General features: G+C 29.4%; 46 protein-coding genes and 1 tRNA gene. 44 read left to right on the forward strand and 3 right to left on the reverse strand.

Annotation, left to right across the window (positions count from 1 at the left end):
* The first annotated feature begins 219 nt into the window (after positions 1-219).
* Both MSM_RS08200 and MSM_RS08205 read left to right on the forward strand, forming a co-directional pair.
* A complete protein-coding gene (locus MSM_RS08200; RefSeq protein WP_011954647.1) occupies positions 220-909 on the forward strand; it encodes a HisA/HisF family protein in 690 nt (229 codons plus the stop codon).
* Between the two features lie 18 nt (positions 910-927).
* Positions 928-1,323 (forward strand): hypothetical protein, encoded by a 396-nt coding sequence (locus MSM_RS08205; protein WP_011954648.1) that lies wholly within the window; start codon positions 928-930, stop codon positions 1,321-1,323.
* A 53-nt stretch (positions 1,324-1,376) separates the two neighbouring features.
* Here the strand turns inward: MSM_RS08205 and MSM_RS08210 are convergent, their stop codons facing one another.
* A complete protein-coding gene (locus tag MSM_RS08210; protein ID WP_004035192.1) occupies positions 1,377-1,559 on the reverse strand; it encodes a hypothetical protein in 183 nt (60 codons plus the stop codon).
* Between the two features lie 97 nt (positions 1,560-1,656).
* On the opposite strand from MSM_RS08210, the gene MSM_RS08215 reads away from it, so the two are divergent.
* From MSM_RS08215 to MSM_RS08235, 5 genes are all read left to right on the forward strand, one after another.
* Complete coding sequence (locus MSM_RS08215) at positions 1,657-2,556, forward strand: cation diffusion facilitator family transporter (RefSeq protein ID WP_011954649.1); 900 nt, start codon at positions 1,657-1,659, stop codon at positions 2,554-2,556.
* Positions 2,557-2,567: 11 nt separating this feature from the next.
* Positions 2,568-3,722, forward strand: coding sequence for a tyrosine-type recombinase/integrase (locus MSM_RS08220; protein WP_011954650.1), 1,155 nt, complete (start codon positions 2,568-2,570; stop codon positions 3,720-3,722).
* Positions 3,723-3,791: 69 nt separating this feature from the next.
* Positions 3,792-4,067: a hypothetical protein gene (locus tag MSM_RS08225; RefSeq protein ID WP_011954651.1), complete on the forward strand. Its 276-nt coding sequence runs from the start codon at positions 3,792-3,794 to the stop codon at positions 4,065-4,067.
* A gap of 19 nt (positions 4,068-4,086) precedes the next feature.
* Entirely contained in the window at positions 4,087-4,446 is a 360-nt protein-coding gene (locus MSM_RS08230; protein WP_011954652.1) for a hypothetical protein, read from the forward strand.
* 121 nt (positions 4,447-4,567) lie between these two features.
* The gene (locus tag MSM_RS08235; RefSeq protein ID WP_187146473.1) at positions 4,568-4,876 is read left to right on the forward strand and encodes a hypothetical protein; all 309 of its coding nucleotides are present in this window, start codon (positions 4,568-4,570) and stop codon (positions 4,874-4,876) included.
* Between the two features lie 41 nt (positions 4,877-4,917).
* Here the strand turns inward: MSM_RS08235 and MSM_RS08240 are convergent, their stop codons facing one another.
* A complete protein-coding gene (locus tag MSM_RS08240; RefSeq protein ID WP_011954654.1) occupies positions 4,918-5,250 on the reverse strand; it encodes a hypothetical protein in 333 nt (110 codons plus the stop codon).
* Between the two features lie 725 nt (positions 5,251-5,975).
* On the opposite strand from MSM_RS08240, the gene rhuM reads away from it, so the two are divergent.
* Positions 5,976-6,407 (forward strand): RhuM family protein, encoded by a 432-nt coding sequence (gene rhuM / locus MSM_RS08245; RefSeq protein ID WP_011954655.1) that lies wholly within the window; start codon positions 5,976-5,978, stop codon positions 6,405-6,407.
* Positions 6,408-6,467: 60 nt separating this feature from the next.
* Positions 6,468-7,691: an AAA family ATPase gene (locus tag MSM_RS08250; RefSeq protein WP_011954656.1), complete on the forward strand. Its 1,224-nt coding sequence runs from the start codon at positions 6,468-6,470 to the stop codon at positions 7,689-7,691.
* Positions 7,692-7,869: 178 nt separating this feature from the next.
* Here MSM_RS08250 and MSM_RS09240 read toward each other — a convergent pair whose 3' ends face one another.
* Positions 7,870-8,043: a hypothetical protein gene (locus tag MSM_RS09240; RefSeq protein ID WP_011954657.1), complete on the reverse strand. Its 174-nt coding sequence runs from the start codon at positions 8,041-8,043 to the stop codon at positions 7,870-7,872.
* 178 nt (positions 8,044-8,221) lie between these two features.
* On the opposite strand from MSM_RS09240, the gene MSM_RS09245 reads away from it, so the two are divergent.
* From MSM_RS09245 to MSM_RS08410, 35 genes are all read left to right on the forward strand, one after another.
* Positions 8,222-8,365 (forward strand): hypothetical protein, encoded by a 144-nt coding sequence (locus MSM_RS09245; RefSeq protein WP_011954658.1) that lies wholly within the window; start codon positions 8,222-8,224, stop codon positions 8,363-8,365.
* The gene (locus MSM_RS08255; protein WP_011954659.1) at positions 8,362-8,586 is read left to right on the forward strand and encodes a hypothetical protein; all 225 of its coding nucleotides are present in this window, start codon (positions 8,362-8,364) and stop codon (positions 8,584-8,586) included. The genes MSM_RS09245 and MSM_RS08255 overlap by 4 nt, the downstream gene beginning before the upstream one ends.
* Positions 8,587-8,862 carry a hypothetical protein gene (locus MSM_RS08260; RefSeq protein ID WP_011954660.1) on the forward strand — a complete coding sequence of 92 codons (276 nt, stop codon included), beginning with the start codon at positions 8,587-8,589 and terminating at the stop codon, positions 8,860-8,862. It begins immediately after the preceding gene.
* On the forward strand, positions 8,859-9,038 hold the full coding sequence (locus MSM_RS08265) for a hypothetical protein (RefSeq protein ID WP_011954661.1): 180 nt from the start codon (positions 8,859-8,861) through the stop codon (positions 9,036-9,038). The genes MSM_RS08260 and MSM_RS08265 overlap by 4 nt, the downstream gene beginning before the upstream one ends.
* A complete protein-coding gene (locus MSM_RS08270) occupies positions 9,035-9,334 on the forward strand; it encodes a hypothetical protein (protein ID WP_011954662.1) in 300 nt (99 codons plus the stop codon). Before MSM_RS08265 ends, MSM_RS08270 begins: the two co-directional genes overlap by 4 nt.
* A complete protein-coding gene (locus MSM_RS09250; RefSeq protein ID WP_011954663.1) occupies positions 9,334-9,651 on the forward strand; it encodes a hypothetical protein in 318 nt (105 codons plus the stop codon). The genes MSM_RS08270 and MSM_RS09250 overlap by 1 nt, the downstream gene beginning before the upstream one ends.
* Positions 9,652-9,670: 19 nt before the next feature.
* Complete coding sequence (locus tag MSM_RS08280; RefSeq protein ID WP_011954664.1) at positions 9,671-10,282, forward strand: ERF family protein; 612 nt, start codon at positions 9,671-9,673, stop codon at positions 10,280-10,282.
* Between the two features lie 2 nt (positions 10,283-10,284).
* On the forward strand, positions 10,285-10,479 hold the full coding sequence (locus tag MSM_RS08285; RefSeq protein ID WP_011954665.1) for a hypothetical protein: 195 nt from the start codon (positions 10,285-10,287) through the stop codon (positions 10,477-10,479).
* On the forward strand, positions 10,476-10,730 hold the full coding sequence (locus MSM_RS08290; protein ID WP_011954666.1) for a hypothetical protein: 255 nt from the start codon (positions 10,476-10,478) through the stop codon (positions 10,728-10,730). The genes MSM_RS08285 and MSM_RS08290 overlap by 4 nt, the downstream gene beginning before the upstream one ends.
* Positions 10,727-11,146: a hypothetical protein gene (locus MSM_RS08295; RefSeq protein ID WP_011954667.1), complete on the forward strand. Its 420-nt coding sequence runs from the start codon at positions 10,727-10,729 to the stop codon at positions 11,144-11,146. The genes MSM_RS08290 and MSM_RS08295 overlap by 4 nt, the downstream gene beginning before the upstream one ends.
* A gap of 151 nt (positions 11,147-11,297) precedes the next feature.
* A complete protein-coding gene (locus MSM_RS08300; RefSeq protein WP_011954668.1) occupies positions 11,298-11,543 on the forward strand; it encodes a hypothetical protein in 246 nt (81 codons plus the stop codon).
* A 41-nt stretch (positions 11,544-11,584) separates the two neighbouring features.
* Complete coding sequence (locus MSM_RS09405) at positions 11,585-11,713, forward strand: hypothetical protein (protein ID WP_255359953.1); 129 nt, start codon at positions 11,585-11,587, stop codon at positions 11,711-11,713.
* Positions 11,710-11,895, forward strand: coding sequence for a hypothetical protein (locus MSM_RS08305; RefSeq protein WP_011954670.1), 186 nt, complete (start codon positions 11,710-11,712; stop codon positions 11,893-11,895). The genes MSM_RS09405 and MSM_RS08305 overlap by 4 nt, the downstream gene beginning before the upstream one ends.
* A gap of 5 nt (positions 11,896-11,900) precedes the next feature.
* On the forward strand, positions 11,901-12,242 hold the full coding sequence (locus MSM_RS08310) for an ASCH domain-containing protein (protein WP_011954671.1): 342 nt from the start codon (positions 11,901-11,903) through the stop codon (positions 12,240-12,242).
* A gap of 13 nt (positions 12,243-12,255) precedes the next feature.
* Positions 12,256-12,402, forward strand: coding sequence for a hypothetical protein (locus MSM_RS09255; protein WP_011954672.1), 147 nt, complete (start codon positions 12,256-12,258; stop codon positions 12,400-12,402).
* A 171-nt stretch (positions 12,403-12,573) separates the two neighbouring features.
* Positions 12,574-12,837 carry a hypothetical protein gene (locus MSM_RS08315; protein ID WP_011954673.1) on the forward strand — a complete coding sequence of 88 codons (264 nt, stop codon included), beginning with the start codon at positions 12,574-12,576 and terminating at the stop codon, positions 12,835-12,837.
* The gene (locus tag MSM_RS08320) at positions 12,824-13,054 is read left to right on the forward strand and encodes a hypothetical protein (protein WP_011954674.1); all 231 of its coding nucleotides are present in this window, start codon (positions 12,824-12,826) and stop codon (positions 13,052-13,054) included. The genes MSM_RS08315 and MSM_RS08320 overlap by 14 nt, the downstream gene beginning before the upstream one ends.
* Before the next feature lie 4 nt (positions 13,055-13,058).
* Positions 13,059-13,373: a hypothetical protein gene (locus MSM_RS08325; protein WP_011954675.1), complete on the forward strand. Its 315-nt coding sequence runs from the start codon at positions 13,059-13,061 to the stop codon at positions 13,371-13,373.
* Positions 13,370-13,714 (forward strand): hypothetical protein, encoded by a 345-nt coding sequence (locus MSM_RS08330; RefSeq protein WP_011954676.1) that lies wholly within the window; start codon positions 13,370-13,372, stop codon positions 13,712-13,714. The genes MSM_RS08325 and MSM_RS08330 overlap by 4 nt, the downstream gene beginning before the upstream one ends.
* Positions 13,715-14,572: 858 nt before the next feature.
* Positions 14,573-14,658, forward strand: a tRNA-Ser gene (locus tag MSM_RS08340).
* A 41-nt stretch (positions 14,659-14,699) separates the two neighbouring features.
* Entirely contained in the window at positions 14,700-14,873 is a 174-nt protein-coding gene (locus tag MSM_RS09260) for a hypothetical protein (RefSeq protein ID WP_011954678.1), read from the forward strand.
* Positions 14,863-15,162: a hypothetical protein gene (locus tag MSM_RS08345; protein WP_011954679.1), complete on the forward strand. Its 300-nt coding sequence runs from the start codon at positions 14,863-14,865 to the stop codon at positions 15,160-15,162. Before MSM_RS09260 ends, MSM_RS08345 begins: the two co-directional genes overlap by 11 nt.
* Positions 15,163-15,320: 158 nt before the next feature.
* Complete coding sequence (locus MSM_RS08350; protein WP_011954680.1) at positions 15,321-15,914, forward strand: hypothetical protein; 594 nt, start codon at positions 15,321-15,323, stop codon at positions 15,912-15,914.
* Positions 15,911-17,269 carry a phage terminase large subunit family protein gene (locus tag MSM_RS08355; protein ID WP_011954681.1) on the forward strand — a complete coding sequence of 453 codons (1,359 nt, stop codon included), beginning with the start codon at positions 15,911-15,913 and terminating at the stop codon, positions 17,267-17,269. Before MSM_RS08350 ends, MSM_RS08355 begins: the two co-directional genes overlap by 4 nt.
* Before the next feature lie 2 nt (positions 17,270-17,271).
* Complete coding sequence (locus MSM_RS08360) at positions 17,272-18,678, forward strand: phage portal family protein (protein ID WP_011954682.1); 1,407 nt, start codon at positions 17,272-17,274, stop codon at positions 18,676-18,678.
* 86 nt (positions 18,679-18,764) lie between these two features.
* Positions 18,765-20,303, forward strand: a complete 1,539-nt coding sequence (locus MSM_RS08995) for an ADP-ribosyltransferase (RefSeq protein ID WP_187146474.1) — start codon at positions 18,765-18,767, stop codon at positions 20,301-20,303.
* A gap of 56 nt (positions 20,304-20,359) precedes the next feature.
* On the forward strand, positions 20,360-20,686 hold the full coding sequence (locus tag MSM_RS08375) for a hypothetical protein (RefSeq protein WP_011954684.1): 327 nt from the start codon (positions 20,360-20,362) through the stop codon (positions 20,684-20,686).
* 190 nt (positions 20,687-20,876) lie between these two features.
* Positions 20,877-21,224: an XkdF-like putative serine protease domain-containing protein gene (locus MSM_RS08380; protein WP_011954685.1), complete on the forward strand. Its 348-nt coding sequence runs from the start codon at positions 20,877-20,879 to the stop codon at positions 21,222-21,224.
* 2 nt (positions 21,225-21,226) lie between these two features.
* Positions 21,227-21,841: a hypothetical protein gene (locus MSM_RS08385; protein ID WP_011954686.1), complete on the forward strand. Its 615-nt coding sequence runs from the start codon at positions 21,227-21,229 to the stop codon at positions 21,839-21,841.
* A 58-nt stretch (positions 21,842-21,899) separates the two neighbouring features.
* Positions 21,900-22,910 carry a phage major capsid protein gene (locus tag MSM_RS08390; protein ID WP_011954687.1) on the forward strand — a complete coding sequence of 337 codons (1,011 nt, stop codon included), beginning with the start codon at positions 21,900-21,902 and terminating at the stop codon, positions 22,908-22,910.
* A 92-nt stretch (positions 22,911-23,002) separates the two neighbouring features.
* Positions 23,003-23,191: a hypothetical protein gene (locus tag MSM_RS09470; protein WP_394295871.1), complete on the forward strand. Its 189-nt coding sequence runs from the start codon at positions 23,003-23,005 to the stop codon at positions 23,189-23,191.
* Between the two features lie 9 nt (positions 23,192-23,200).
* Complete coding sequence (locus MSM_RS08395; protein ID WP_011954688.1) at positions 23,201-23,566, forward strand: hypothetical protein; 366 nt, start codon at positions 23,201-23,203, stop codon at positions 23,564-23,566.
* Between the two features lie 39 nt (positions 23,567-23,605).
* Positions 23,606-24,049, forward strand: coding sequence for a hypothetical protein (locus tag MSM_RS08400; protein ID WP_011954689.1), 444 nt, complete (start codon positions 23,606-23,608; stop codon positions 24,047-24,049).
* On the forward strand, positions 24,046-24,507 hold the full coding sequence (locus MSM_RS08405) for a hypothetical protein (RefSeq protein WP_011954690.1): 462 nt from the start codon (positions 24,046-24,048) through the stop codon (positions 24,505-24,507). The genes MSM_RS08400 and MSM_RS08405 overlap by 4 nt, the downstream gene beginning before the upstream one ends.
* 5 nt (positions 24,508-24,512) lie before the next feature.
* A complete protein-coding gene (locus tag MSM_RS08410) occupies positions 24,513-25,754 on the forward strand; it encodes a hypothetical protein (protein WP_011954691.1) in 1,242 nt (413 codons plus the stop codon).
* Positions 25,755-25,820 lie beyond the last annotated feature (66 nt).

Below are 25,820 nucleotides of genomic sequence, written 5' to 3' on the forward strand. Positions count from 1 at the left end.
TATCAAATATACTTTAATTTTTATAAAATAAAGTAAAGTTTATATACTACGAAGTTAAATCTATGTGTAAGGTTCATAACATATTTTTTGTTAAACCCTTATAATTGATCATTATTTTTTTTATTTAGGAATTAGGTGCCCTTACCTAATTTCACCTCCTTATATTTAGCAACTTTTTTTCAAAAATATTAATAGTCAGACATTATCAAATAATTAATCATGATTAAAAAAGTTCCAGTTTTAGATTTAAAAGATAATATTGCAGTTAGTGGAAAATCTGGATTAAGGGACACATATACTCCATTACAAACAGTTTTCGCACCATCAGCTAATCCTGTTGATATAGCTAATGGATTATCAATTAATGGGGCAGATGAGTTATATATTGCTGATTTGGATTTAATTGAAGGTAATGGTCATAATATTCATGATGTTAAAATGGTAAACTCAATTTTGCCGGTTATGCTGGATGCAGGTGTTAAGGATTTTGAATCATTTACTTTCTTTTTAGACTATGCATATAAGATAATTGTCCCAACAGAAACCATAAAAAGCATTGGTGAGATTAAAAAGATTTTTGAAAAATATCCTAAAGAAAGGATTGTTGTAAGTGTAGATGTTAAGGACAATGAATTATATTCAAAGAATTTAAATATTTCATTAGCTGAATTTAAAGAAATTTTGGAAGAATTGGATCCTGATGAAATAATTCTTTTAGACATTACAGGTGTCGGAACACAAAAAGGTTATAATCAGGAATTACTGGATGATTTTAAAGATTTAAAAGATAAACTGATTATAGCTGGAGGTTTAAATAACAAATCAGTTAGTGAACTTGAAGACATGGGTATAAAAAAGGTTTTAGTAGGAACAGCTTTGCATTCAGGTGAAATGAAATTACTTGATTAGTTACACTATGGTGATGATATGTTTAATAAAAATACTATAATCATTGTATTGGCTATTATTTGTTTGGCTGTTATAATTGGGGGAACAATACTTGTCTTTGGAAATGCTCATGAAGCATACAACGGCACAACAATTAATAATACTAACAATACTTCAGTATCTGTAGATAATGTAACTTCACAATCCTCTTCATCTGGGTCTGCAGATGATGGTTATAAAAGACCTACAAGAACTTATGGTGGTGAAGAACACTTAACTGCTCATGAGTCTGATGTTTTAGATGACGGGTGGGATCCAAAACAGCACGAAGTTTCCCGTAGTGATATAGGAAACGGATATCATAGAATCAATTATGATGACGGCTACTTTAGGGTCTGTGATGACCACGGTTATGTTGTAAGTTATGGTTATTGATAATTCATAACCATCTTTTTTTTTAAAAATTATAAAAATAGTAAAGTGTTATTTTATAATAACAAAAATCTTAAGATTATATACGGTAATACAGCTGCTAAGACAAACAATATTGTTCCTACAACAAATTTGTATTTATTTTCATCTAATGTTCCAGCTATTATTAGTAAAACTCCGAAAAATCCGAATATTACCGGTAAAATATGTGAAAATAAAGTAATTCCTGTAAAAGCCATTTTTTATCACTATTATACATATTGTCTATTTAATTATATAAAGATATTTGTGGTGTTATCATAACCTTTTTTAATTTAATCAAACTTATTATATTATATGAAAATAGAACACAATCATGAACATCATGAAAAAGCTAAAGGTAACCTCCTTTTTGTTTTCATTTTAAATATTACTTTTAATGTTATAGTTATTCTTGGAGGATTAATTACAAACAGTGTAGCTATTCTTGCTGATTGTTTACATGATTTGTCAGATACTATATCTATTGGTTTGGCTGGGGTGCTGGAGCATGTATCTCAGAAAAATCCAAATGAAAATTATACTTATGGTTATCAAAGGTTTTCTATTTTAGGAGCAGTCATAACTTCAATTTTTGTGATTATTGTTTCTGTTGTTGTAGTTTATGAATCAATTTCACGTTTATTATGTCCTGTAGCACCGGAAGCAGGATGGATGCTTTTAGTAGCTATTGTTGGAATTATATTTAAGGGAGTTTCTGTTTTTAAACTTCATAAAGGAGAAACTATTAATGAAAAAGTTATTTTATTCCATCTTTTGGGAGATGTATTCGGATGGATAGCTATTTTGGTTATTAGTGTAATCTTAATGTTTTGGAATGTATCATTTTTAGATCCGTTGCTTTCATTAATAATCAGCTTATGGTTATTATATAATATGGGTAAGGCATTACATGAGTCTGTCTGTGTTTTACTTCAAAAATCACCTAAAAATGTTGATGTTGATGAAATCAAATCCCAAATAGAAGGTTTAAATCATATTAATAATGTTTTAGATATTCATTTATGGTCTTTAGATGGTATTGATTCTATTTTAACTTTAAAAATAAATATTGATGATGTTAATAATGGTGATGAAGTTAAAAAAGAGATTTATACTATTGCTTCTAAATATCATATAGTAGACACGACAGTAGACATATTATCACATACTTATCAAATGCACTCTACATCAAACAATATAAAAAGAGAAAAATAGATTTGATAAATATGAGAACCAATGAAGAAATCCTAAATGAGATCCATTCTGTTAAAAATCATAAAAAAACAACACAGCATATTTACAAACATTCAATAAATAAATATTGTGAATTGAATAAGTTATCATTAGCCGAATTAATCGAAGAAGCAGAAAAAGAAGAAGAACAGGGTATACGATGGAAACATCGTACATTAAAAAGAAGATTATTAAATTTTCGCAAGTATTTGATGGATAATTATTATTATAACACTGTATCAAATACTTTCACACCAGTTCTTGTTGTATATAAATATTTTGAAATTGAAATACATGATCTGCCACGAATTGATAAAAAAAGTTATAATAATCCCAAACCGATCAGTTTTAAAGATTTACCTGATAAAGAAATTATTCGTGAAGCAGTTAATATATGTACTTCTACCATGAAAGCTATTATATTATTCATGAGTAGTTCAGGTTGTGCCAGAAGAGAAACATTAAATTTAACTGTAATGGACTATATGAACGCAACTAAAGAATACCATAATACAGATAATATTATGGAAATGATAGATGTGTTAAATAATATTGATAATGTTGTCCCTACTTTTAATATTTTAAGGCAAAAAACACAGAAATATTATATTACCTATTGCAGTCCAGAAGCAGTCACAGCTATAAATCATCACTTACTATCAAGACAAAATTTAACACCAGAATCCCAACTATTCAAAATACATGAAGACTACCTAAACCAACAATTCATTAAAATAAACAATGAATTAGGATTAGGAAAAGCAGGAAACTACAACAGATTCCGCAGCCACATGCTCAGAAAATTCCACGCCTCAACACTATATAATGATGGTATGAGTCTGGACAAAGTAAATGACCTGCAAGGCAAATCAAAAAACAGTACTGATGAAGTATATTTCATGACCAATCCTGCTGATTTAAAACAGGAATATATTCAACATTTACCAGCATTATCAATTAGTAAAGAAGTTGAAAAGATCACTGTTAAATCTCCAGAATTTTTAAAATTAGAAAATACAATTGTTGAAAAAGATGAAAAAATCAAAGATTATGAAAAATTAATCTATGATATTGATGAAAGATTACGAAATATTGAGAAAAAAGAAGAAAATTTCAAAGAAAATGACTTTGAAGATTTATTAATTTAAAAATTTTTTGACAAGGTTTATATGTTTAATAAAAGATATTTATTAAATAACTATTTTGGAGGAAGTTAAATGAAAAAGGATGCAAGAAGCTTAAGAGTGCTTCAAGAGGGGATTTCCCTTAAAGAAGTTTTTAATGTTGATTTTTTAAAAAAACTTGAAGAAAACTTTGAAAATCTTGAAGTTATACCTATAAATGCAGCTTTTGTTTTAAAAGATGGGGAAATAAATAAGGATATTCTTACTTTATCTTATAGGAATGATGAAGAAATAAAAAGTAATACAGTTCTTATTGATGTTCAAAATAATCCTGAAACATTGGATATTATTAGAAAAACTTTAGAATAAACATTTATAGGTGGTGTCTATGGTGTATTCAGTTGATAAAAATTATGGATATAATAAACCTTCTAATATTGTAGGGGATTTTTTTAAAAATAAGTTTTTTAAAAAATCATCCACAGAGTCTTTTGAAAGTAAAATCACTGAATTTTATGATGAACTTATAAAAATTTCTGACAATTTAGGATTAGGAAAAAATATATCTATTGATACAGTGTATGATGGATCATATCCTGAAAAAGTATTTACAATTAATGTTCCATTTCATATTGATAGGAAAGAAAAATATTCTCTGTTAGACCAAATTATTAATGATATGGTTATCTTTTCAAAGGAAAATAATATGTTTGATTTCTATAAAGATACCTATATTTTAATTAAATAATTTATTGGGGGTTTTATACATTAATATTGAAAAATACCCTCAATATGAATTATATAAATTCACTAAGCAGTTATATGAAAATAAAGAAGAATTAATCCCTGAAAATTGCGATAATCGTTGTGTGTTTAGTACTATTATCAATAGGTGCTATTACAGTGCTTATTTATATGTTAGTTTGTGGCTTCAGGAAGTTTATAAATTTAAACCATTGTCTAAAGAAGACTTTGGTGAAAATGAGTTTATTACAGAACATGGGCAAGTTCAATATGAACTTCTTGAGGTCAATCAGTATTCTGTTAGGAATAAACTATATGATTTATTTAATTTAAGAAAAAAAGCAGATTATGATCCTTTTTATAATATCTCTGAAGGTGAATTGGATGATGCTATGTACCTTATGGAACAAATTTTTAAAACTTTAAAAATTTGAGGTTTTATGGATTTATTTTTAATATTAAAAAAAGAATGGTTTTAGATGAAGTGGTAGTATTCTAAGAATACTTCATCTTCATCATTGAATCTTATAAATGCTCCTTGTTTATCTTTAAATACTATTGTTGCGTTTTGTTTTTCATTTCCCCATGTTTTGCCTGTATTGTTGTTTTTCAGGTCTGTGAATGTTATGGGTTTGTTGTTTATTGTGAATATTGGTTGTTCTTTTATGAACTCGTAGTTTTCGTTTACTGTTCGGGGTATTAGTTGTTCTAGTGTTTCGTTTAGTGATTTGCAGTTGTTTTGTATTTTTATTAATTGTATTTTTTCAGCTATTTCTTTTTTTATTCTTATGCTGGTGTAGTCAGTCATTTTTTATCATCTTCCTTTTTTTTGGCTTATAATATAAAAAAAATATGGGGGGGTTAGATTAATGTTTCGTAGATGAAACTTATTAAAATAACCAACCATATTATTAAACTTATCCAAGTATATTTTTGGTTTCTATTAATGTAGATTAATATTGCTAATATGATTAATAATATTAGTATTATGATGCTTGTTATTGTCATTTTGTTTTTCACCTCCTTTTTAAGAAAAATTTATATAAGAAGCAATAAAAAATATAATAATTGTAAGAGGGGGTTAACCTCCTACTTGTGTTTTTGTCTTTTGAGTATTTCTAGGATTATACTCAAAGACAATATTATGATTTTTATTGCCTCTGATTCTGACAACTTTTCACCTCCATGTATTTCTATTATTATATTGTACTACATAGTATATAAAGGTTTCTATTTTTTTAATTAAAAATATCAATACATTTTAATAACAAAAAAAGATAAAAAATATTCATTATAAAAATGAACAATAACCTAACAGTTCACAAAACTAATTAAACACCAAAATTTAGAACACAATGCGTTTCATTTTTTCATACTGAATAATGTTTAGTGTTTCATTATTTTCATTGAATATACTGTATTTTTAAGGTTTATTTTTTGAATAGAAACATTTATATTAACTTATAACATAAATATAAAAACAAGAATAAAAAAACTTTTTTGAAGAGTAAAATTGTAGAGGTTATATAAATCATGGTGGAAAGTAATCTTATTGAAACATTTTTATATAAAAGTGAAGATGGGCCAGTATCAATTAAAGTTATCATTGATCAAGAAAACGAAACATTATGGGCAACACAAAAAACAATGGCTAATTTATTTAATAAAACACCAAAAAACATTAGTAAACATTTAAATAATATCTTTGATAGTGGAGAACTTGTTAAAGATGAAGTAACTGTTAATCCAAACGATTCCACTATTAGTGGAATCGTTATTAAAATTAATCCTGAAGCAAATACTCAACCCATACTCTATAATTTAGATGCTATGATTTCCGTAGGCTATCGCGTCAATAGTAAAGAAGCTACACAGTTCAGTAAATGGTCCAATACTATTTTAAATCAAAAAAAGAAACGGAATGTTACACCAGATTTTCTAGCTGATACAGTAATAAAAATTTGATAAGACAGTTAAATACAAAATGTAAATTGTAATAAATGAGTATTGAGGGGTAAAAATATCATGTCACAAGATTTCCCAGAAAGTCCTTTTGAACCAGGGAGACCAGTATCTCCAGATAATTTTAAAGGAAGAAAAGAAGATATCAACAAAATTATAAAATATTTACCTAAAGTTAAAAATCAAGGAGCTCCCGAACATTTTTTCATAACTGGAAAGAGAGGAATGGGTAAAACATCATTTATAAATTATGTTTCAAGAAAAGCAGAAGATGATTTTCAAATGATTCCAATCCATATTAACAATGGTGGTGGAAAAACTATTGATGAATTAATACAAAAGTTACTTGATGGATTATTAAAAGAATTTAAAAAGGATTATTTAGGTAAAAGTGTAATTGATAAAATTTTGAATAATATTAATGAATTTAAAGTTGCAGGGACTGGAGTATCTTTAAAAGATAATGATACTAATTTAATTCATAATATTAAAAAACATTTTGCAGATTTTTTGATTACTACTTGTAAAGAATTACCTGAAGATTATGGAATATTTATTGTTGTTGATGATCTTAATGGTTTATCTGATAATGAAGAGTTTACAGATTGGTATAAAGGATTATCTGAAACATTATTGGTTAATGAATATCATATGCCTGTTGTTTTCACATTAATAAGTTACCCTCATGAATTTGAAAAATTATGTTCAATTAATGAATCATTTTCTAGAATGTTTAATTTAATTGAAATTGATAATTTAGAGGATAATGATATTGAAGATTTCTTCACAACTTCATTTAATAATGTAGGCATTGAGTTTGAAGATGGATATAATTCTATAGAACCTATGGTTTATTTTTCATGGGGTATGCCTTTAATAATGCAACAAATTGGTGATTCAATTTTTTGGAATGCTCAAGATAATTTAAAAATAAATGAATCTATAGTATTTTCTGGTATTACTGATGCAACAGATGAATTAGCTAAAAAACAATTAAAATCCAAATTAAATAAAATTAGAAGCGATACATATATTGATATTTTTCTTAAATTAGGGGAAAATAGATTAATGGATTTTAAAAAATCAGATGTGAAAAATATTTTGACAAATGGGGAGAAGAGAGCTTTTAATGATTTTTTAAAGAGAGCTAAAGACCTTGGGATTATAGAGTCTATTGGGAGAGAAAATAGTGGGGAATATGGTTTTGTAAATAGATTATACTTTACATATTTTATGATGTTATCAGAACAAAAAAAGGTTGAAAAAGAACAATTAAATGCAAAATAAGTAAATGTAATTCCTAGTTGATGAGGGGGTCTGTGATGCGGCAACATCTCGCCTCTCAAAAACTAGAGGCTACAAAAAATAGATACCACGAGTTGATAAAAATTTTAGTAACCAATACTATTTATTATAAAAAAAGATATTTAATATTTACTAAAAATATTTGTGAAGGATTAACTGATTATTTTTCAGCTTTTTCAATAGATACAGTTATTCCTTCATCAATATTTACAATCCAATGTAATGAATCCCCCAGTTCTAATTCTAATAATTTTATCACATCTTGGGGGACTATTGACCTAATAGAATTAGGTCCGCCTTTACTTAATTTTGTTGTATATTCTAAAATAGGCATACCTCCATTTTTATATTTCTTATATAATATATTCTGTTTTGCAGTATATATATTTACCTTTAATAAAGGTAAATATAATAACCTTTATATAGTATTAAGTATAATAGTTATTTGAAGAAGAAAAAATCAGAGCGGCAACTCTGAAGAAGATCTTCTAAAAAATCCACGAGTTGGTAATATGGATAATAATAAGATTGAAGTTTTTGGAAGGTTAACTTCCAAAGAAGAAATTGAACATGTATTTTTAAAAGCAAAAAGGCTTCAGGCTCAAAACAGAGTCTATGAAGAAGAACTCCAAAAATTCAGGAGTGTGGGCGTATGAGTTGCAGATACAACAACTCAATGTATACGATTACTCCACCTGAAGATGAGGTCGAGTTTGATTATCTTGAACAGATATTATTGTCTGAGGATTATGAAACACAGGAAGAAATAGATCATAGGTTGGCTGATGAATATAAGCAATTTCAAATCTATGAATTGTCTGATGATCAAATGTTGGAGTTTGCTCGTGCAGGTGAACTAGCTTACGGGGGTAAATGAATGTTCACTCCTGAATTTTGGAAAAATGAAAACAAGATTGGTAATGCGTTATATCGTATAAACCAGTCACAGTACAAAGATTACTGTGAAATAGATGAACTGTTCGTATTTCTAGCACAGGAATATCCTGAACAAAGAGAATTGTTCGAAACATTATACGGGGAGTATGCAGAGTATGTTGAAGAACAAACCAGATTAAGGGAATTGAAAGATTTCCTTAATACTCCTGGTATGAAAAAAGAAGTTAAGTATAAAGTGTTGGAGGCTCAATTATGAGTCTCTTCAACAATAAACCTACTCCAGTTAGACTTCATAAAAAAGTGTCCTGGAGAGAAAAGTATGAAGTTGAAATAATCTTTGCAAAAGGAATAATTTTAATAATTTTATTATTCATTTTTGCATTCCTTGTAGTAGGGCCTATGGATCCTTATAATAATGGGTGTTTAGTATGATTACTTATGATCAGCAAAACAGGTTTTACAATCAATTATTAGGAATTGTTGAAAAAATGGGCGGACGTATTTCTGCTCATGGAAACTTACATGGTATTTTCTTATCTGTAATTGTTTTTCATGACAGTACTTATGAGAACACACGTGATATTATGAATACTTTACAGGAACTGTGTGGTGGTGAAATCCAGTATCATGACTACTGGGTGTCAAAAAGTTTCATTCCACACTCTCAAGCATCTTTGGAAAATATTGATGAAAACAAAGTATTGGAGATTATTGAGGAGGAATTTTAATGGAGAAAGAACTATTTACTGAAGAAATCATAAACAAAAAAGAGTTAAAGGAGAAATTAACTAATGCAATCCACTTTTTAGACCATAATGTAGATGCTAAAAATCCTGCAGAATTGAATTCATTTTTTGATATGATCTTTAAACATATTGTACAGAAAAATCAAGTTAGAATAGTTAAAGCACTGATGGAAGAGTTATGTGCTGAAAAAAATATAGATTACGATGAATATATTCTGAACACCATGTTTAGAAAAATAAGTGAAAATGAACAGTTAAAAGAAATTAGGGATTTGATGAAAAAGTCGATGAATATGTAAAAAGGGGGATTATTTTTTTATGACTATATATCAGAAAATTGCAGGAATTCAAAAGAATCTCCTGCATAAAAAATTACCTAAAAGTGGGTACAATAAATTTGGGAAATTTAAGTACTATGAATTAGAAGATATTTTGCCTGCAATCTTTTGTGAATGTTATGAACAGGAGTTATTCATTGAGTTTTCATTTACAAATGAATTGGCTCAATTGAAAATCAGAAATTGGAATGAACCTGGGGAATCTGTCATCACCAGTGTTCCTATGCCTGAAATAGTTGCTTTAAATAAAGGTATGAATGTAATGCAAAGTGAAGGCAGTTACATTACTTACTTAAAAAGATATTTATTAGCAAACATGTTTCTAATTGTTGAAAAAGATGTTGTGGATTCTGATAAAATTAATGTTAAAACTGCTAAGGGTAGTTCTGCAAGAACTGAGAAAGTTGAGGCTACTGGTGCTGTGCAGAAAATCCGCGAGTATATTCATAAAAAGGACAGTTCACTGGAAATAACTCCATCTATGATTAATACTCATAGAATGAAGTTATTCAAAGATGGTGAACTGACCAAAGCTGAAAACAAAGAAGCATATAACTGGTTTAAAAATCAAGAAAAAGAGGTTGCTGTTTAATTATGGAACCTAAGGTAGAAATAATATTCATACAATTCAAGGCATCAGGAAATACTGGATCCAATACTGTGAACTGGGACAGTATAGATGGATGGTGGTGTAGTTGTGAAGATTATTTCTACCGACATCAAAAAGTAGAACATTATAAATGCAAACATATTAAAAAAGCAGAAAAAATGTTAGGTGTAAGAGTATGAATACTCAGGATAATTTCCCTGAAGTGGTATCTGGTAGGATTACTACAAGGGCAAAAAAGTTAATGGAAAAGTATGGTTTAACTGTACGTTTCTGCGTGGAACATTGCATTGATATGTATGTGAGTAAACAAAATCAAAGGTTAATTGAAAAGGACCAGTTAAAAGAGGAAATCAGGTCTTTAAAATTAGATTTAATTGCAAAGGAAATGCAATTAGAAACTGTCATGAAAGAGTTAGGTGATGATGTATGAGTGAAAAAATACAGGTTTCATTCATGGTTGATTCTGAAGTATGGAGGGAAGCTAAAAACAAACTGGGGACAACCAGAAGTGAGTTTTTAGAAGAGCAGTTAAGATTAGCTATTGATTTATCTGAAGATGAGGAAAATAGTTTGAGAAAAGAGATAGCTGAGTTGCAAAATGAGATTAATGCTCGTGAATCAAGATTATGTAAGATTCGTGCTGAGCGTTTAGAACATGAAAGAAGTGTAAATGTCTTTGATGGGGTGATGGGTACAGTTAATAGGATTGTTGATAATGCTGGTTTTATTGGTAAAGATCAGCTGAAGAATATTAGTAAGCAGCAAGAAGTTCCGTATAAGTCATTATTGGATCATGTGTATGATTTGGGTTATGATGTTCGGAATTATGGTTTGGTGATAAAATGATTTGTAAACATTTATGTTTACATTTTTCCGAAGAACCTGTAGGAAACCACGTACGTGCACGTACGTACGTACGTATACGTACGTAATTCACTATAAATATTTTTTAAATTGTAAACATTTATGTTTACATTTTTTTAAGGAGAGATAAAAAATGAATAAACCAGTTTTTAATATTGTTGAAACGGATTATGATGTTTCTAAAGGTGAAGAAACATATTTGAAATTCAGGAGAGATTATAAACATGAATTAAATATCTCTGTTGATGAGTTGCAGAAAAGGTATGGATTAACTCGACATCAAAAAGATTCCTTTGTGAAAAGAATCATTTGTGAAGATCATGTTAGGCGTTATGGGGGAAATAACTTCCAAACTAGGTTAAAAAAGGTGGAATCATGAAGAAAGAAGATGAGGAACATATTATATTAAGGTGGCAGTTGATGTGGTTTAGAATAAGTTTATTTGCAGATGAGTTTGTTAAGTTTGCTGAAAAGGTACGTATGAGGTGTGGTGTTCCTGAACCAAGTCAAAGACAACCAGTCCGGAATAAAAAGGAGATCCAAAAATGAGTTGTAATGATATACTTGAAAAATTAGAAAAAGAAGGAATAATATCTGCTGAAGGAGTAATTGATTCTTATCTGTTATGTAAACATGCTGAAGAATTATTTGGAAAATCATACCTAAAAGAACATAATATAGTGTTGGATGATGATAAAAAAGAAGCAAAGATATGTAAAAAAGGAAGTTGATAAAAATGAAAACATTGAAGTTTAAACCGTATTTCTTTGAACCTTTAAGAAGTAGGAAAAAAATGTCTACAATAAGAAAATCTGATAAAGGATTGAAAAAAGGTGACCTTGTAGAATGTTGGTTTGAGGGGACGGGTTTTTGTCTGCTTCGGGTAGTACGGAGAGTTGAACAGGTTAAATTTAAAGATTTGAAACATAATCATGCTTGGTTTGAAGGTTATAGGCATGTTGATTTGTTGAAACATGAGTTAAAAAGTATTTATCCAGATATATGTGGGGATACTGTTTTGTTTCAGATTATATTTGAAAGACCAACACTACCATTACAACCTTTCAAAATTAAATAGGAGGATATTGAAAATGAATAAGGAAGAAATTAATGAATTAACTGCCAAGATTGAGTCTTGTTGGGATGAGAATAATCCTGGAGATGTAAGAAGTTTTGATGAAAGGTTAAAACAGAAGTTAACTCATGAGGAGTATGAGTTAATAACAAGTTGGAGATAATGGGGGGAGAATATAGTATGATGGATGGTTGGGTAGTTTTTAGTGTAAGTGTAATTATTAGTTGTTGTTTAGTGTTATGTCTTACTGATTTTTTTGATGATTAAGATAGGTTATATTGTAATCAGGAGTTTTTATGAAAGAAGTTAAAAAATACATGGAGGATAAATATGTATGATTGATGAGAAATTATTACTATATTTTATTAAAACAAGAAGCAGGGAATTTGAAGAACAATCTTTTACTATTCATAAAGAATGCACAGGTAGTTTGAGAGACATGGAGTATGATGATGTTATAATTCATAGTATTAATCTTCATACTTTGATGCATGTTACTCGTATTCTTAATGAGTTGATTGAAATGATTGAAGATGGTAAATTCAACACTTCTGAAAATTCAGTTTCTTGTTGTGGTGGAGAATGTGAAAAACAATAACCTTAATCTATATGAAAGAGTATACATTAGTTTAAGTAGAACAGTCTCCAATTTTGAATGCATAAATGAAGAATTAAAACAAGAAACTATAACTGAAGCATTAAAAAAATCACAAGTAATTAATGAATATGTGAAATATCAGGGTAAACTTTTACCTTTTCACATGTTTGTTTTTGAAGTGAAGAAAAACTTACTATCTAAAAATTTAGAAAGATGATAGGATGTTATTGAAGAAAACATTAAATGATCCACAAACAAGATTCTACATCAGCAAATGCAAATACTGTGGCAGAGTATTTATTAAGTTTGAGAATAAAACAGGTTATTGCAGGGAAGCTTGCAGGACCTGGGCGGTACGTGAGCAGAAAGCAAAGTATCAACAAAAACGTAGGAAATTAATTAATGATGGGGAGTTAATTAGTAATGAGTTAAGGGAGCCTGGTACAACATTTCTTTCACAGCATGCTTTGAGTGATTTTGGTTTGGAGGAAAGAACTGTGAAAAGAGAATTAAAAAGAATAGGAGTAAAAATATGAATTTTATCAAGTATCTTAAATTATTAAGAAATCCTAATGAGAAGTATTATTGGTATGATGTTGATAAGGAATGTATTTATATTTCTGGTGAAGATATTGCATTGTATTTAACTATTGATGAAATTGACAGTATTATTTTTCATAGAAAAAAATTTAAAAAGACATCTAAAGAACTTTTTGAAAGGATAATTTTTAATGAAAAGGTTACTTTTTGGACATTGAATTATTTTATTAAAGAATATGAAAAAGGTTTGATGGATCCCATGATTAAATGGATTGTAAGTAAGGGACATATCAGTCGTGGTGAGCATTTTCTTGATAGTTATTTATTAAGTGATTAAATTTTTTTTATTTTTAATCTTTTTTTCTATTTTTCCACTCCTATATATTGAAGGGGATAAAATATTTTATAATTTTATCTTTTTTTATGAAAAAAAAATAAAAGACATTATTATAATTATATATGGGAGGATAATATTATTTGGATGCTAATACATTTTTTAAAAACATGAAACATGCAGAAATAGAGTGTCCTGTTTGTAACTGGAAGTGGAAACAAAGGAAAAAACAAGAAAAACATTATAGAAATCATAAGACATCTTGTTATATTAAGTTTCCTGAATCCCCTTTAACTGTTTTGGATGAATCTCGTGCAGAATATAATTGCACAAACTGCGGGTGTGTATTTCCCTTAAAAAATGAAACATGCAGAAATAGAGTGTCCTGTTTGTGAAAAACTGAAAAAAGATTGCAAAAAGGTTTACTATGATGAGTGGCATGATGAGTATGTTTGTAAAAAATGTGGTCTTGTAATAAAACACTTATAAAAAATATTTTATCATATGTTATTGTACAATTAGCTTCGCATTATCATTATTTGACAATTTAAAAATAATATTCTTATCCGTTTATTATTCGCTTTTCATTTATTATTATTCTTAAAAATTATTATGGGAATGGTAGCAAATTTTTAATGAATAATAGAATGATTGGATTTTTTTCTTCATTAAAATATATAGGTATCCTCCAAAGATTAAATAATTAATATCACATATCTTAAAAAAAAATATTCTTCCCATAAATATAATATAAATATTTATCTCCTTTAATACATGTTCATGATGTTGGTAATAGCTTATTTTTTATTGTAACTTAGTAACCACTCAAAAGTTGAGGGTGCAATTCCCTCCACCAACAATGTTGGGGTAGCCTAGCCTGGTAGGGCGTTAGACTGCTAATCTAATGATACACTAGTATCGCAGGGGTTCAAATCCCTTCCCCAATGTTTTTTTTAAAAACAAATTTTTTTTAGGAGTGAAAATAATAATGACTAACTTCAACAACACAACATTAGCAATAATTGGAATAATAATTATAGGAATTCTAAGCACCTATATTGGAAACAACGAACTAGCAGCAGTAGCATTAGGGGGGATAGTTGGATGGATTTCAAGAACTTACACCTCCACTAACAATGGAGGAAACAATAATGACCCATAATCAAGTTCAAGATTTACATGAGAAATATTGTAAACAGGAATCTCGTATAAGTAAACTGGAAGCAAGTGATCAGTTTCAAAATAAGCAATTAGAAAAACTGATAAAGAAAATGGATAAAAGTATTGAAATTCAAACAAAACAGTTGGCTATTCAGGAAGAACAAGCTAATGATGATAATCGATTATTCACAATAAAAAGTGGAGTATTCATAGCAATTGTTGGTGCTTTGATTGTATTTTTGATTGATGGATTTCAGTTTGTTATTGTGAATTTCCTAAAACTATTATAAAAAACTAATAAAACTTTTTTTTGTTCAAAATTCAAAACTAAACAATATTATATTGTTCACTATGAAAATAAAAAATCCCGTATTTTAAAATTTCGTGTTCAACAAAAAAGAATAAACATTACAATAATGTTCAAAAAAAATATAAGGATGGGGGGATTATGACTGAAGCATGGGAAAGACAAAAAGGAGAACCAAGTAAAAGCTATTCACTATTCAAAGAATACAGAGATTTAGGTTCCAAAAGAACATTCCCACAGATAATAAAATTGAAGAAATCGAAGCATACTGAAGAAAAAAACATACCTTCACTAAGTCAACTAAAAACACTCTCTTCAAGATGGAATTGGGTGGAAAGATGCAGATTATATGATAATCATATGGATCAAAAAGAAAGAGAGTGGAACTATGAATTATTCAAACAAGGAAATGCTAAGTTTCAAGAATTCTTCAATGATGATTTTGAATTACTAAAAGAAATACAAAAAGAACTAAAAGAAAATAGTAATGAGAATGCTCCAACTACACGAGCAAATAGTTTTCTAAATCTAAATAAATCTGCGGAAATAATCTATAGAAATTTCAGACTAGCTCATGGTCAACCAACAGATATTAAAGATAATAATACTCAAATACAAGGAAGTATTGAAACATCCACCAAAGAAAATGATAATGTAATCCATATGAACGACAAAGAATTAGAAGAATTACTAACCATTAACGATGATTTAGAAAAATTCACTGATGAATTATGAGAGTAGATTACAAGAAAATACACTTAGATCAACAACAAAAAAAGTTGATTAGAAGAACAATACTTGAAAACCCATACATTCCAGTAACACCATACGACCGACAATTATATGCAATTGCAGACCGCCACACAAGAAAACTAATTGGAGGTTCCGCATATTCTGGTAAAAGTATGCTTGGAGCAGTATTAGCCTTACAACATTATGAAGTACCATACTACCGCTGCTTAATTCTACGGTCTACTTATGATAATGTAATAGCGACTGGAGGAATAGTAGATTACCTGGACCATTGGACAGAACCATTCGATTACATAGAACACAATCAAAGTAAAAGATGTTTCATTAACCATGAAAATGATGCACGGATTTATTATTCATATATGCTTCTGGAAAAAGACAAAGAGAAATTCAAAAGTCGTGCTTATCATAAAATCATTGTTGATGAAGCTTCAGAATTTGAAAAAGTAAACCTGCAATTCCTGAATCGTAGTCTCAGAGGAACTGATAAGTTAATGACTTTCCCATTAGCAATTTACTATATTAGTAATCCTGCTGATGCAGATGGATCAACATACTTAAATGAAAAATTTGTTAAAGGACAATACCCTTTTTTTGAAATGAATTTCTGGCATAATCCATATATTGACAAAGAAAAATACTTAGCTAATTTACGTGAATTATCAAAAGCAGATTATCAGTATCAGATTGGTAATTGGGATTATGAAATAAGAGCTGGAGATGTATTTGATTATGATACAATTGAAGCAGCAACAATTAGCAAACAAGAGTTTAATGAATTATTAACTGAAAAGGATATTCTTCAAGAAGTAATTACATGGGATATTGCAGCAACAGAAAAAAGTACTTCTGATTATACAGCATGTAGTTTTTCAACAGTATTACAAGGAAAAGTAGGTGTAGTGCATAATCAGAAAAGCACACAAAAAAAGCCAGGTAAGTTAGAACAATACATGACAAGGATTATGGATGAACATTCAGAGTATGATAATTGGATTGAGTATCAGCCTGCAGCTGCAGGTAAAATAGTTAAAAGATACTGGGAAAACGAATTCGAAGACTATCATCCTAATTTTATTCGTGTTCCTAAATCAAAATTAATAAGAGCAAGTAGAACTATACGGGGGATGAATAATGGACGGATATTATTTGTTCGTGGTAAATGGTTGAAAGATTTCATGAAACAAGCTGTGAAATTCCCATCAGAGAAAATAATAGCTGATGATGAAACAACACATGATGACCGTGTAGATAGTGTATCATTGTTACATGAAGGTTTATATCCTCAAACAAAACCTACAGTTTTAAGAAAAAGAAATCGTAGAAGGAGAAATTAATAATGGTTAAAATAGTTAAAAGTAACTTTTTAAGAGATTCAGTGATTAAAAGTGTTTTAAATGAATATGAGATTAAATCTCAAGAAATGAGTAAAGATGAATTAACATATGGTACAGAAGTAATTGACCCAGCGTATGACCCGTTCCAATTAGATAAGTTGCGTGATATTAGTGGTTTGCATGATATTTGTATTACTGTTAAATGTGAAGATGCAATTTTCACAGGTAAAAAAATAATCTCTAAAGAAGGAGAAGAAATACCTGAAGGATTAGATGATTTTTTAAATGATTTTAATTTTGATGAGGAAATAGAATCATTCCTAGAAGATTTAGAAGCTTTTGGTTTTGCAGGATTAGAACTACTTAGGGAAAAAGGGGAGTTGAAAAGTGTTAATCATGTAAGCAGTTTATACCTGAGAATGTGTCGTGATAAAAAACGTGTTGTACAAAAGATAGGGCATAAAGAAAATTATTTCAAATTATATGATCCTGACAATATTAAGCAATTGAATCGTGAAACTGGTTTGTGGGATGATAATATTACAGATGAAAATCGTGCAAATGATTTAATCTGGTTTAATCTTAAAAGTAATGAAAGTCTTGTTTATGGTAGACCGAAATATTTGTCCGAGTTGGATGCTATTTTAACTGATAATGCTATTATTGAGTATCAGCAAGGGCATTTTAAAGCACATGGTATTCCGAATTATATTATTACTGTTACAGGTAATGTTGAGGAAAAAGAAGATTATACTTTTGATGATTTTGAAGAGGATTTGGAACATGAGTTTCGTGAAGTGTCCAATGAGCCTGGAACTGCTTTAGTTTTCACTATTCCCAGTGAAGAAAATAATGTTAGTGTTAATGTTACTAAAATTGCTGATGAGAAAAAAGAAGGCAGTTTTTTAGAACTGTCAGGTAGTGTGGCTGATCGTATTCGTCGTATTCATCGTGTACCTCGTGAACGTTTAGGTGATTCTGAGTCTACAGGTATTGCTAGTAATCGTACTGAAACTTTGCTTAAAAATTATAGTAAATCTACAGTAGCTACATTGCAAAAGAGGATGGCTAATTTGATTAATAAGACTATTATTCAAAAGGAATTTGGAATATTTACACATAAACTTGAGTATTTGCCTGTTAATTTTGATGAGGAAGATAAAGTATTGGATCGTGGAATTAAATTACTGCAAAATGGTGCAGTGACTTTAGGGGAGTTTGTTAATCGTTTTGGTGAATCTTTTGATTTGAAAATGAGTGAAGATGATGAGTATTATAATTGTAGGTTTATGAATAATCAGTCTTTGGATAAGGTTTTGTATGGTGATGCTCCAATGGATGCTGAAGGTAAATTGGATAGTATGATTGATGCTTTGAATTCTGATTTTAATAAGAATGGTTTATTATGATTTCTAAAAAGAAACTTCAGTATCTGCTTTTAACTCAAAGATTGCATCAGCTTTATGTGGTTAAAAGAGATATAAGTTTTAATCATTTGTTTAAACATACGAATAAAGCTGATAAAAGTATTGATTCTTATAAAGATAAATTATTAAATAATATTATTGATGGAAATAAAATTGGGAATAGTAAAAAGATTGCAGAGAACATAATTGATACTGCTTTGCAAGGTCAAGCTAATACTTTAATGAAAAAGCGTTCTAAGATTATTCAAGGTAGTGTTGATCAAACTGTTGGGGATTATTCTAAGATTTTATCTTCACGTTTTGATAGTGATGCTTATAAGTTAAAAGCTAAGATTGAAGCTGAAAGTAAGTTGTCTGATAGTGAGATTAAAAAGAAGTATGGGGAGTTGTATCGTAAGAATGCTAAGAATATTGTTCGTGATGCTTTGCATACTAATCAGTCTAGGATGAGTTTTTTACATGCTTTGGATAAGGGGTATAAGTATAAGGTTTGGATGAATGGTCGTGCTAGACAACATAGAATTTGGCATCGTGCTAACTTTATTGAGAGTGTTCCTATTGATGATTATTTTATTATTACTGGTAGTTATCGTACTGAGATGATGTATCCTGGGGATTTAGCTGGAGGTGCTGAGAATGTTGCTAATTGCAGATGTTGGTTAAGCTATACTAATAGTACTCCAAGTAATCTTAAAAGTAAAAGTTCTTTTAATATTCCTTCTAATTCTTACTTACATGGTAAGAATAAAAGTAGCAGTAATCAAAATTCTTTGAAGATAACTTCTAAGATTAAGAATAAGATAATTAGAACCATATCGAATATAGGTAACAAGATTAAAAATACAGGAAGTAAAATCACTGAAAATGTTAAAAGAAAAACAGTAATGATTAATATTTCTTCAAAACCAAAACAAAATTCAAAAAGAGATTTCAGTAAATTTAAATTAAATGAATCTATCACTAAATTTAGTAAAGCTAAAAATAAAGCAGTGAAAATTGGTAATAAAACAGTTTATGGTGTTGGTGAATCATCTAAAGATAAATTGGCATTTGAATATAAATATGGAATTAAAAAAGAAGATTTGACTTCTGAAGAGTATAAATTCATAAAAGCATATTCTGATGAAGGATATTATAGTTTGAATAATTATTTCAGAGAAATAAAAGGGGAGCTCAACCCAGTTAAGAGGTGGCGTATTAAAAGAAAATATTCTAAATTATGGGAGCAGGATTTAGCTAATTCAAAATATTATATCTCTTTTAATAAAGCAATTAAATCTTCAAAATCAGTATTTAAGAAAGGTAAAATATTAGAAGAAAGTCTTGTTGTAGTTAGAAGACAAAAAAGTCCAATGACTAAATTTGTAGAAGGAGATAATTATCATTCAGATTCATTTTTATCAACTTCTATTTCCGAAAATGTTAAACCTGAAGAATATGGGGAGTATATTAATTATATTGTCATTCCAAAAGGAATTAAAATTCTGTATATTGAAGGAATAACTGAAACTCCTCAGGAGTTTGAAATTTTGTTTGATAAAAATGTTGATTTAAGATTAATACGTGAAAAATCAGAGTTTATTGCTCATTGGGAAATGATATCGTAATTTTTATATAGGAAGTTTTATATATAATATACTAACAAATACTGGGGTTCATTATCATGGTTGAAAAATTGATTCCTAATTATGAATTTGTTAAAAATTGGTCTGAGGATCAATTAAGAGATTTCATTACAACACCTTCAGGTTTACCTCATAGATTAATGAGTATTGTACGTGAAGTTATTCCTAATATTAATCGATTAAGATTAATTCAGTGTATTGAACATCCGGAGTTTGAATCTTTGGATCAGAATGAACGGGCTGTAACTCATAGATTAAAATATGAAGGGAAACACAAAGAAGCTAGGGAATATCATATACAATATGCTTTAGATTTTCTTGATAAATATCCTCAATTTAAACCTATGGTCAAAATTGTTGAATAAATTTATTTAACTTTTCGTTTTTTTCTATTTTTCCACTCCTATATATTGAAGGGGGATAAAAAAATATTTTTATTTTAGTAACTTAACATCATTTATCTTTTTTTAAAATCCTCCTTTCTTTTTTACTAAAAAAAACTCCAACAAAACTAATTTTTTTCCAATATAAAAAAATGGGGAGTCAAAAAAAACTATGATTGTGAAAGGTGCAGTCTGCATACCAGGAATCCCTGATGCAACAGGAGACATACTGGATGAAGAAACAATAAGACAAGCATCATTAATATACAATCGCCTGGGATTAGGAGTTGATGTACAGCACACACTCCAACCTGTAGGAAGAATTTTAGAATCATATATTCTTGAATCACCAACCACTTTCAGGGGAAACACTTACCCCAAAGGATCCTGGTTTATTTCTGTTGATGTAACTGATGAGGAAATACAACAAGCAATCCGAGATGGGGAATACAATGGTTTCAGCATACTGGCTGCACCATATAAAAGTGTTGCTCAAATGAGTAGAGGATTAGGAGGTTAAATATGGCTTTGAAATTTAAAGACATTAAAGATTGGAAACCATCAACAATCAGTATTGTTGATCAACCATCACATCCTATGGCGGTTTTTGAAGTATATGAAGATGATGAAGAATTTGTGAAAAAATATATCACACCAGAAGAGGTGGAAGTTATGACAAAAGAAGACAATGGAAAAAATAATGTGCAGGTTTCAGAAGGTATTCTTGAAAAATTAATTAATGGTTTAGTTGCTAAATCTGAACCTCAAGAACCAACTGAACCTCCAGCACAAAATAATGAACCTGTGGAAGATGAAAATAAAATTTTAGAAGCACTAGGTAAAATCGATAAAAGATTAGATACTATGGATGCAAGGATAACTAAACTTGAAGGTGGGGAAAAACCACCAGAACCTCCAAAAGAGGATCCTGTTCCTGGAGCTGTTAAAAAATCAGAACCTCCAAAAGATGATGATGGAGGAGAAGTTAAAGTGGATACTACTATTACTGCTGATGGTGCTGTTAATCCAGATGCTACTGTTAGTAAAAGTATTGATCCTGACCTTGCAAAAGGCAATGCTTCTGAAAAATCATTCCTTGAGAGAATGGGTAGGAATTCAAATGGAATGACCTGGTAGAAAAAAAGAAGATATTATACTTAATAATTAAATTTTTTATGAGAAGGTTTGATATAAAATGACAATTAAACAAGTAGAACAAGCGTTAGCTGATAAAATCATGCATAATGAAGATTTTATCCTTAAATTTGTAGATATTGGAGAAGGAAGTGGGAAACTCGGTAAAGGAGTTCTTCAAGCGGAAAAAGCAGATAAATACATGCAAGCTGTTCAAGAAGAAACAGCATTTTTAAACAAGACTAAAGTTGTTCCAACTCACAATCATAAAAGAGAATTGGACATGATGAGTTTTGATATTGAATTGGAAGCTGGAAGAATCAGTGGTACACCACAAACTTTAAGCAATGAACAGGACCCAACATTCACTAATAGGGCTTTTGATGCAGAAGAATATCGTGCTTTAACTGGTGTTCACAGAACTGTATTATATGACAGTATTGAGCAAAAGAATTTCATGAATACTTTAACTGGTCAATTTGGTAGTGCAAATGGTAGAGCATTAGAAAGAACATTAATCTATGGGAATACTGCAAGTACTGAATCTAATGTTGCAACTTCATATAAAGTAAATGATGGTATCTTGAAAAAATTAGAAGATGATTCTGATATAGATCAAGAAACAATAGATTTAACTGCAACAGATTCCAATCCGTTAAAAGAATTCCGTAGAATGTTGGATTTATTCCCTGATAAATATAAAAATGATGGTGGGGTAGCTGCATTTGTACCATACAGTTTTAAAAGAGCAGTATGGAGATATGTAGCAGATAATCATGACAAGTATGCTGTTAATGATGTAGTTATTACTAAAGATGGGGACATCATTATTGAGGAAGTACCATTAGTACCAATTCCAGCTTTCAGTACTCTTCGTAATGGTTTCACTAAAAAACCAGTAATTTTAACTCATAAAGAAAACATTCAATGGTTGGCGGATCCTGATAATATTATTGTTGAATCTGAATTTGATTTAAAATCTAACAAGTATTATATTGCTTCTACAATGTATGCTGATATTCAGTTTGCATGGTCTGATGCATCTGCTCTTGCATACATAAAGGAAGCATAAACTCCAGCACAACAACTAGTACTAAAAATATTGGTGTAAGTGTTGATGATGGAACAAATCCTGTTGAAGGAGCTATTGTAACTTTAACAAATATTACTGATGGTAAAACTTACACTTGTAACGGTACTGGTAGTGCTGGAGGCTGTACAATAAGTAATGTTCCTTATGGAGTTTATTCATATGGTGCAACATGTACTGGTTATGAAAACTTTGAAAGCACAGGTAATTATACTGTAGGTGATGATTCAACTACATTAACCATTACAATGACTAAAACATAGGAATAATTTATGTTGGATGAAAACACCTTAAAAAAAATCAAACAGTACAGTGGAGCTAATAAAAATACTGAAGAATTATTTAATTTAGAAACTACTGAATTAGATAATTATATTAATGATTATTACACTGCAATGGAATCATGGGTTAAAAAGAAATATGATATACCAGATAAAATTCCTGATGATGTAATACAAATCATTATTGAATTAACCAGTAACATTATTAGAAGCCATGCTGTAAGACAGGACTTGGGAATTACTGATCATGAAAATTTTGATTTTGATGAGGCAGTAAACAATATTTTCACAGAAGACATTGAAAAAAGAATGAAGCCTTACATTAAAAAATCTAAGATTCATGTTTTCTCAATCTAAACATTTTTTTTAATTTTTTATAAGAGTTGATGATTTTTTATGATACATTTTGATTTTGATTATGCGGGATGGGAAAGACTGCAAGAAAAAATATTACGGGTACCTCCAAGATTAGGTAAAAAGGTAAGTTATGGAGCAAGTAAAGATGCTAAAACTTACCTTCAAAGTAGGATAAAATACAATCGTTACAATCTTTTAACTGCAATAACTGCAAGAAGGGAAACAGATGAAATGTATGTTATAAAAGCAAGAGGAAAACCTTCAGGTTATGAAAAATATGTTCATGATGGTCGTGGAAGTTTCTCAGCTAAAAATAAAAAAGCCCTGCATTGGGTGGATAAATCTGGTAAAGATGTTTTTGTCCCTAAACCTAAAAAAGTAGCAGCATTCAGGGGATACCATTATTATCCTCATGCAGTTAAAACTACTGAATCAAAAATTAACAAATATGTGTCTGAAACATTAAAAGAGGTGGGATTATGAAAGATTTCATAGAAGCTTATGATAAACTAATGGAAGGTTTCCAACTGGTCTTATCTGAAATGATTGAAGATGGCACTATTAAACATTTATCTCTTATGGGTGTAAGTCTGGGAACACCAGAATTACCTTATCTGGAATTATGGGTAGATGAACCATTTAAAAATATTACTGATACTGGTTTAAGTGAAACCTTTGAAGGAGAAATAATATTATCCTCACAGGTGCTTAACAATAAAAATCCTAAGATAGGTATTCATGAAGCTACAAGTATAGTTTCACAGGCAGAACGTAGAATAATAAGTTCAAGATTACTTGGAGACTTAGAATTTTTCAATATTAAAACCAAGGATTTCGGATGGGTTCCATATGGTCTGGGTAAAAAGAAAAATGTGTATAGTGCAGGTGTAACATTCCAAATAAGATTTAAAATTAAGAATTCAAAATGTGATGGAGGCTAAAGAATATGGTAACAGCCGCAGAAGAACTAAAATATTTAAGATTAGTAAAAGAAGGAGAATTTGCAAAAAAAGACCTTAGTGGAGAATCTATTGATATTGAAATATCAGAGATGGATGTATCTCCACCAGAGCAATTTACAAAATATGATTCAGTAGTAAGTAGGGATTATCAATCTGGTGTAGCTGCTTACTATGTACCTGAAAACAGTTTCAGTTGCAACTTACAAATGGAAACATTAGAATACCTTCTTGAAGCAGTATTGGGAAGAAGAGAAGGAGATATTATCTACGGTACAAATAGTAGTATCTTACCTTCTTATACTGTGATGGCAGGATGTGCAACCTACGAGATGGAAATTTTAGGTATGGTGATGGACAGTTTAAGTATTGAAGTAGAATCAGAATTCTTAACTGCATCAGCAGAAATCAAATCAAAAATCAATAGTAAACAACCATTAAAAAAATTATCAGAGTTTAACTTTGGAAAATTACCATTATCATTTTACCATATAGACAGTGTTAAAATGAGAAGATTTGGTGAAGATGAATGGACTGAAATGAGATGTAAAACCAATAAAATAAGTCTTGAAATCAAAAACAATGTTAATACTGATGATGCAAGAGGAATGGGCTCAAGGTTTATGTGTAAAATACCAAGAGCAGCTAAAAGAGAAATTGGTTTAAACTTAACAGTAGATGATACTGATGAAAAATACTTGGAAATGTACTGGGGAAGTGAGGAAGGACCAAGAAGATACCTTGCAGGAGAATACTTTGAATTAATGTTCTACATTAGAAATGGTGATAAAAAATTCGAATTATATTGTCCAATGTGTATTATCAACCAACCATCTGCAACAATGAATGCAGACCCAGTTAAATATGAATTAAGTATTGTTTGTTTATCAAAAACAGTTGAATCAACAATGGACCATTATAAAAATTTAGCTGGAGCATTATTTGCAAGAAAAGCAGACAGTGATCCCAACCCAACTTATGATGCAACAATAAAACTTGTTGATAAGGAAGGTGCTAAATTAACAACTGATTACACAGTATCATTAATGAAAGGATCCACAACTGTTGATGCTGAATCTTCAAGTAATGGTGAAGTAACACTTACTGCTGAAGATGGAGTGTATGATATAGAGTTGACTGGTGAACCAACTGCAACTAAAGTAGAACCAGCACATATTTTAATTGATGGTGCAAGTAAAACAAAAACAATCACTGTTTACACAGATTAAATGAAATGAGAATATGATTATTCTCATTCAATTACTTTATTTAAAATTCAAAAAAAAATTATTATA

It is taken from the genome of Methanobrevibacter smithii ATCC 35061 (genome assembly GCF_000016525.1).
GTDB classification, from domain to species: Archaea; Methanobacteriota; Methanobacteria; order Methanobacteriales; family Methanobacteriaceae; genus Methanocatella; species Methanocatella smithii.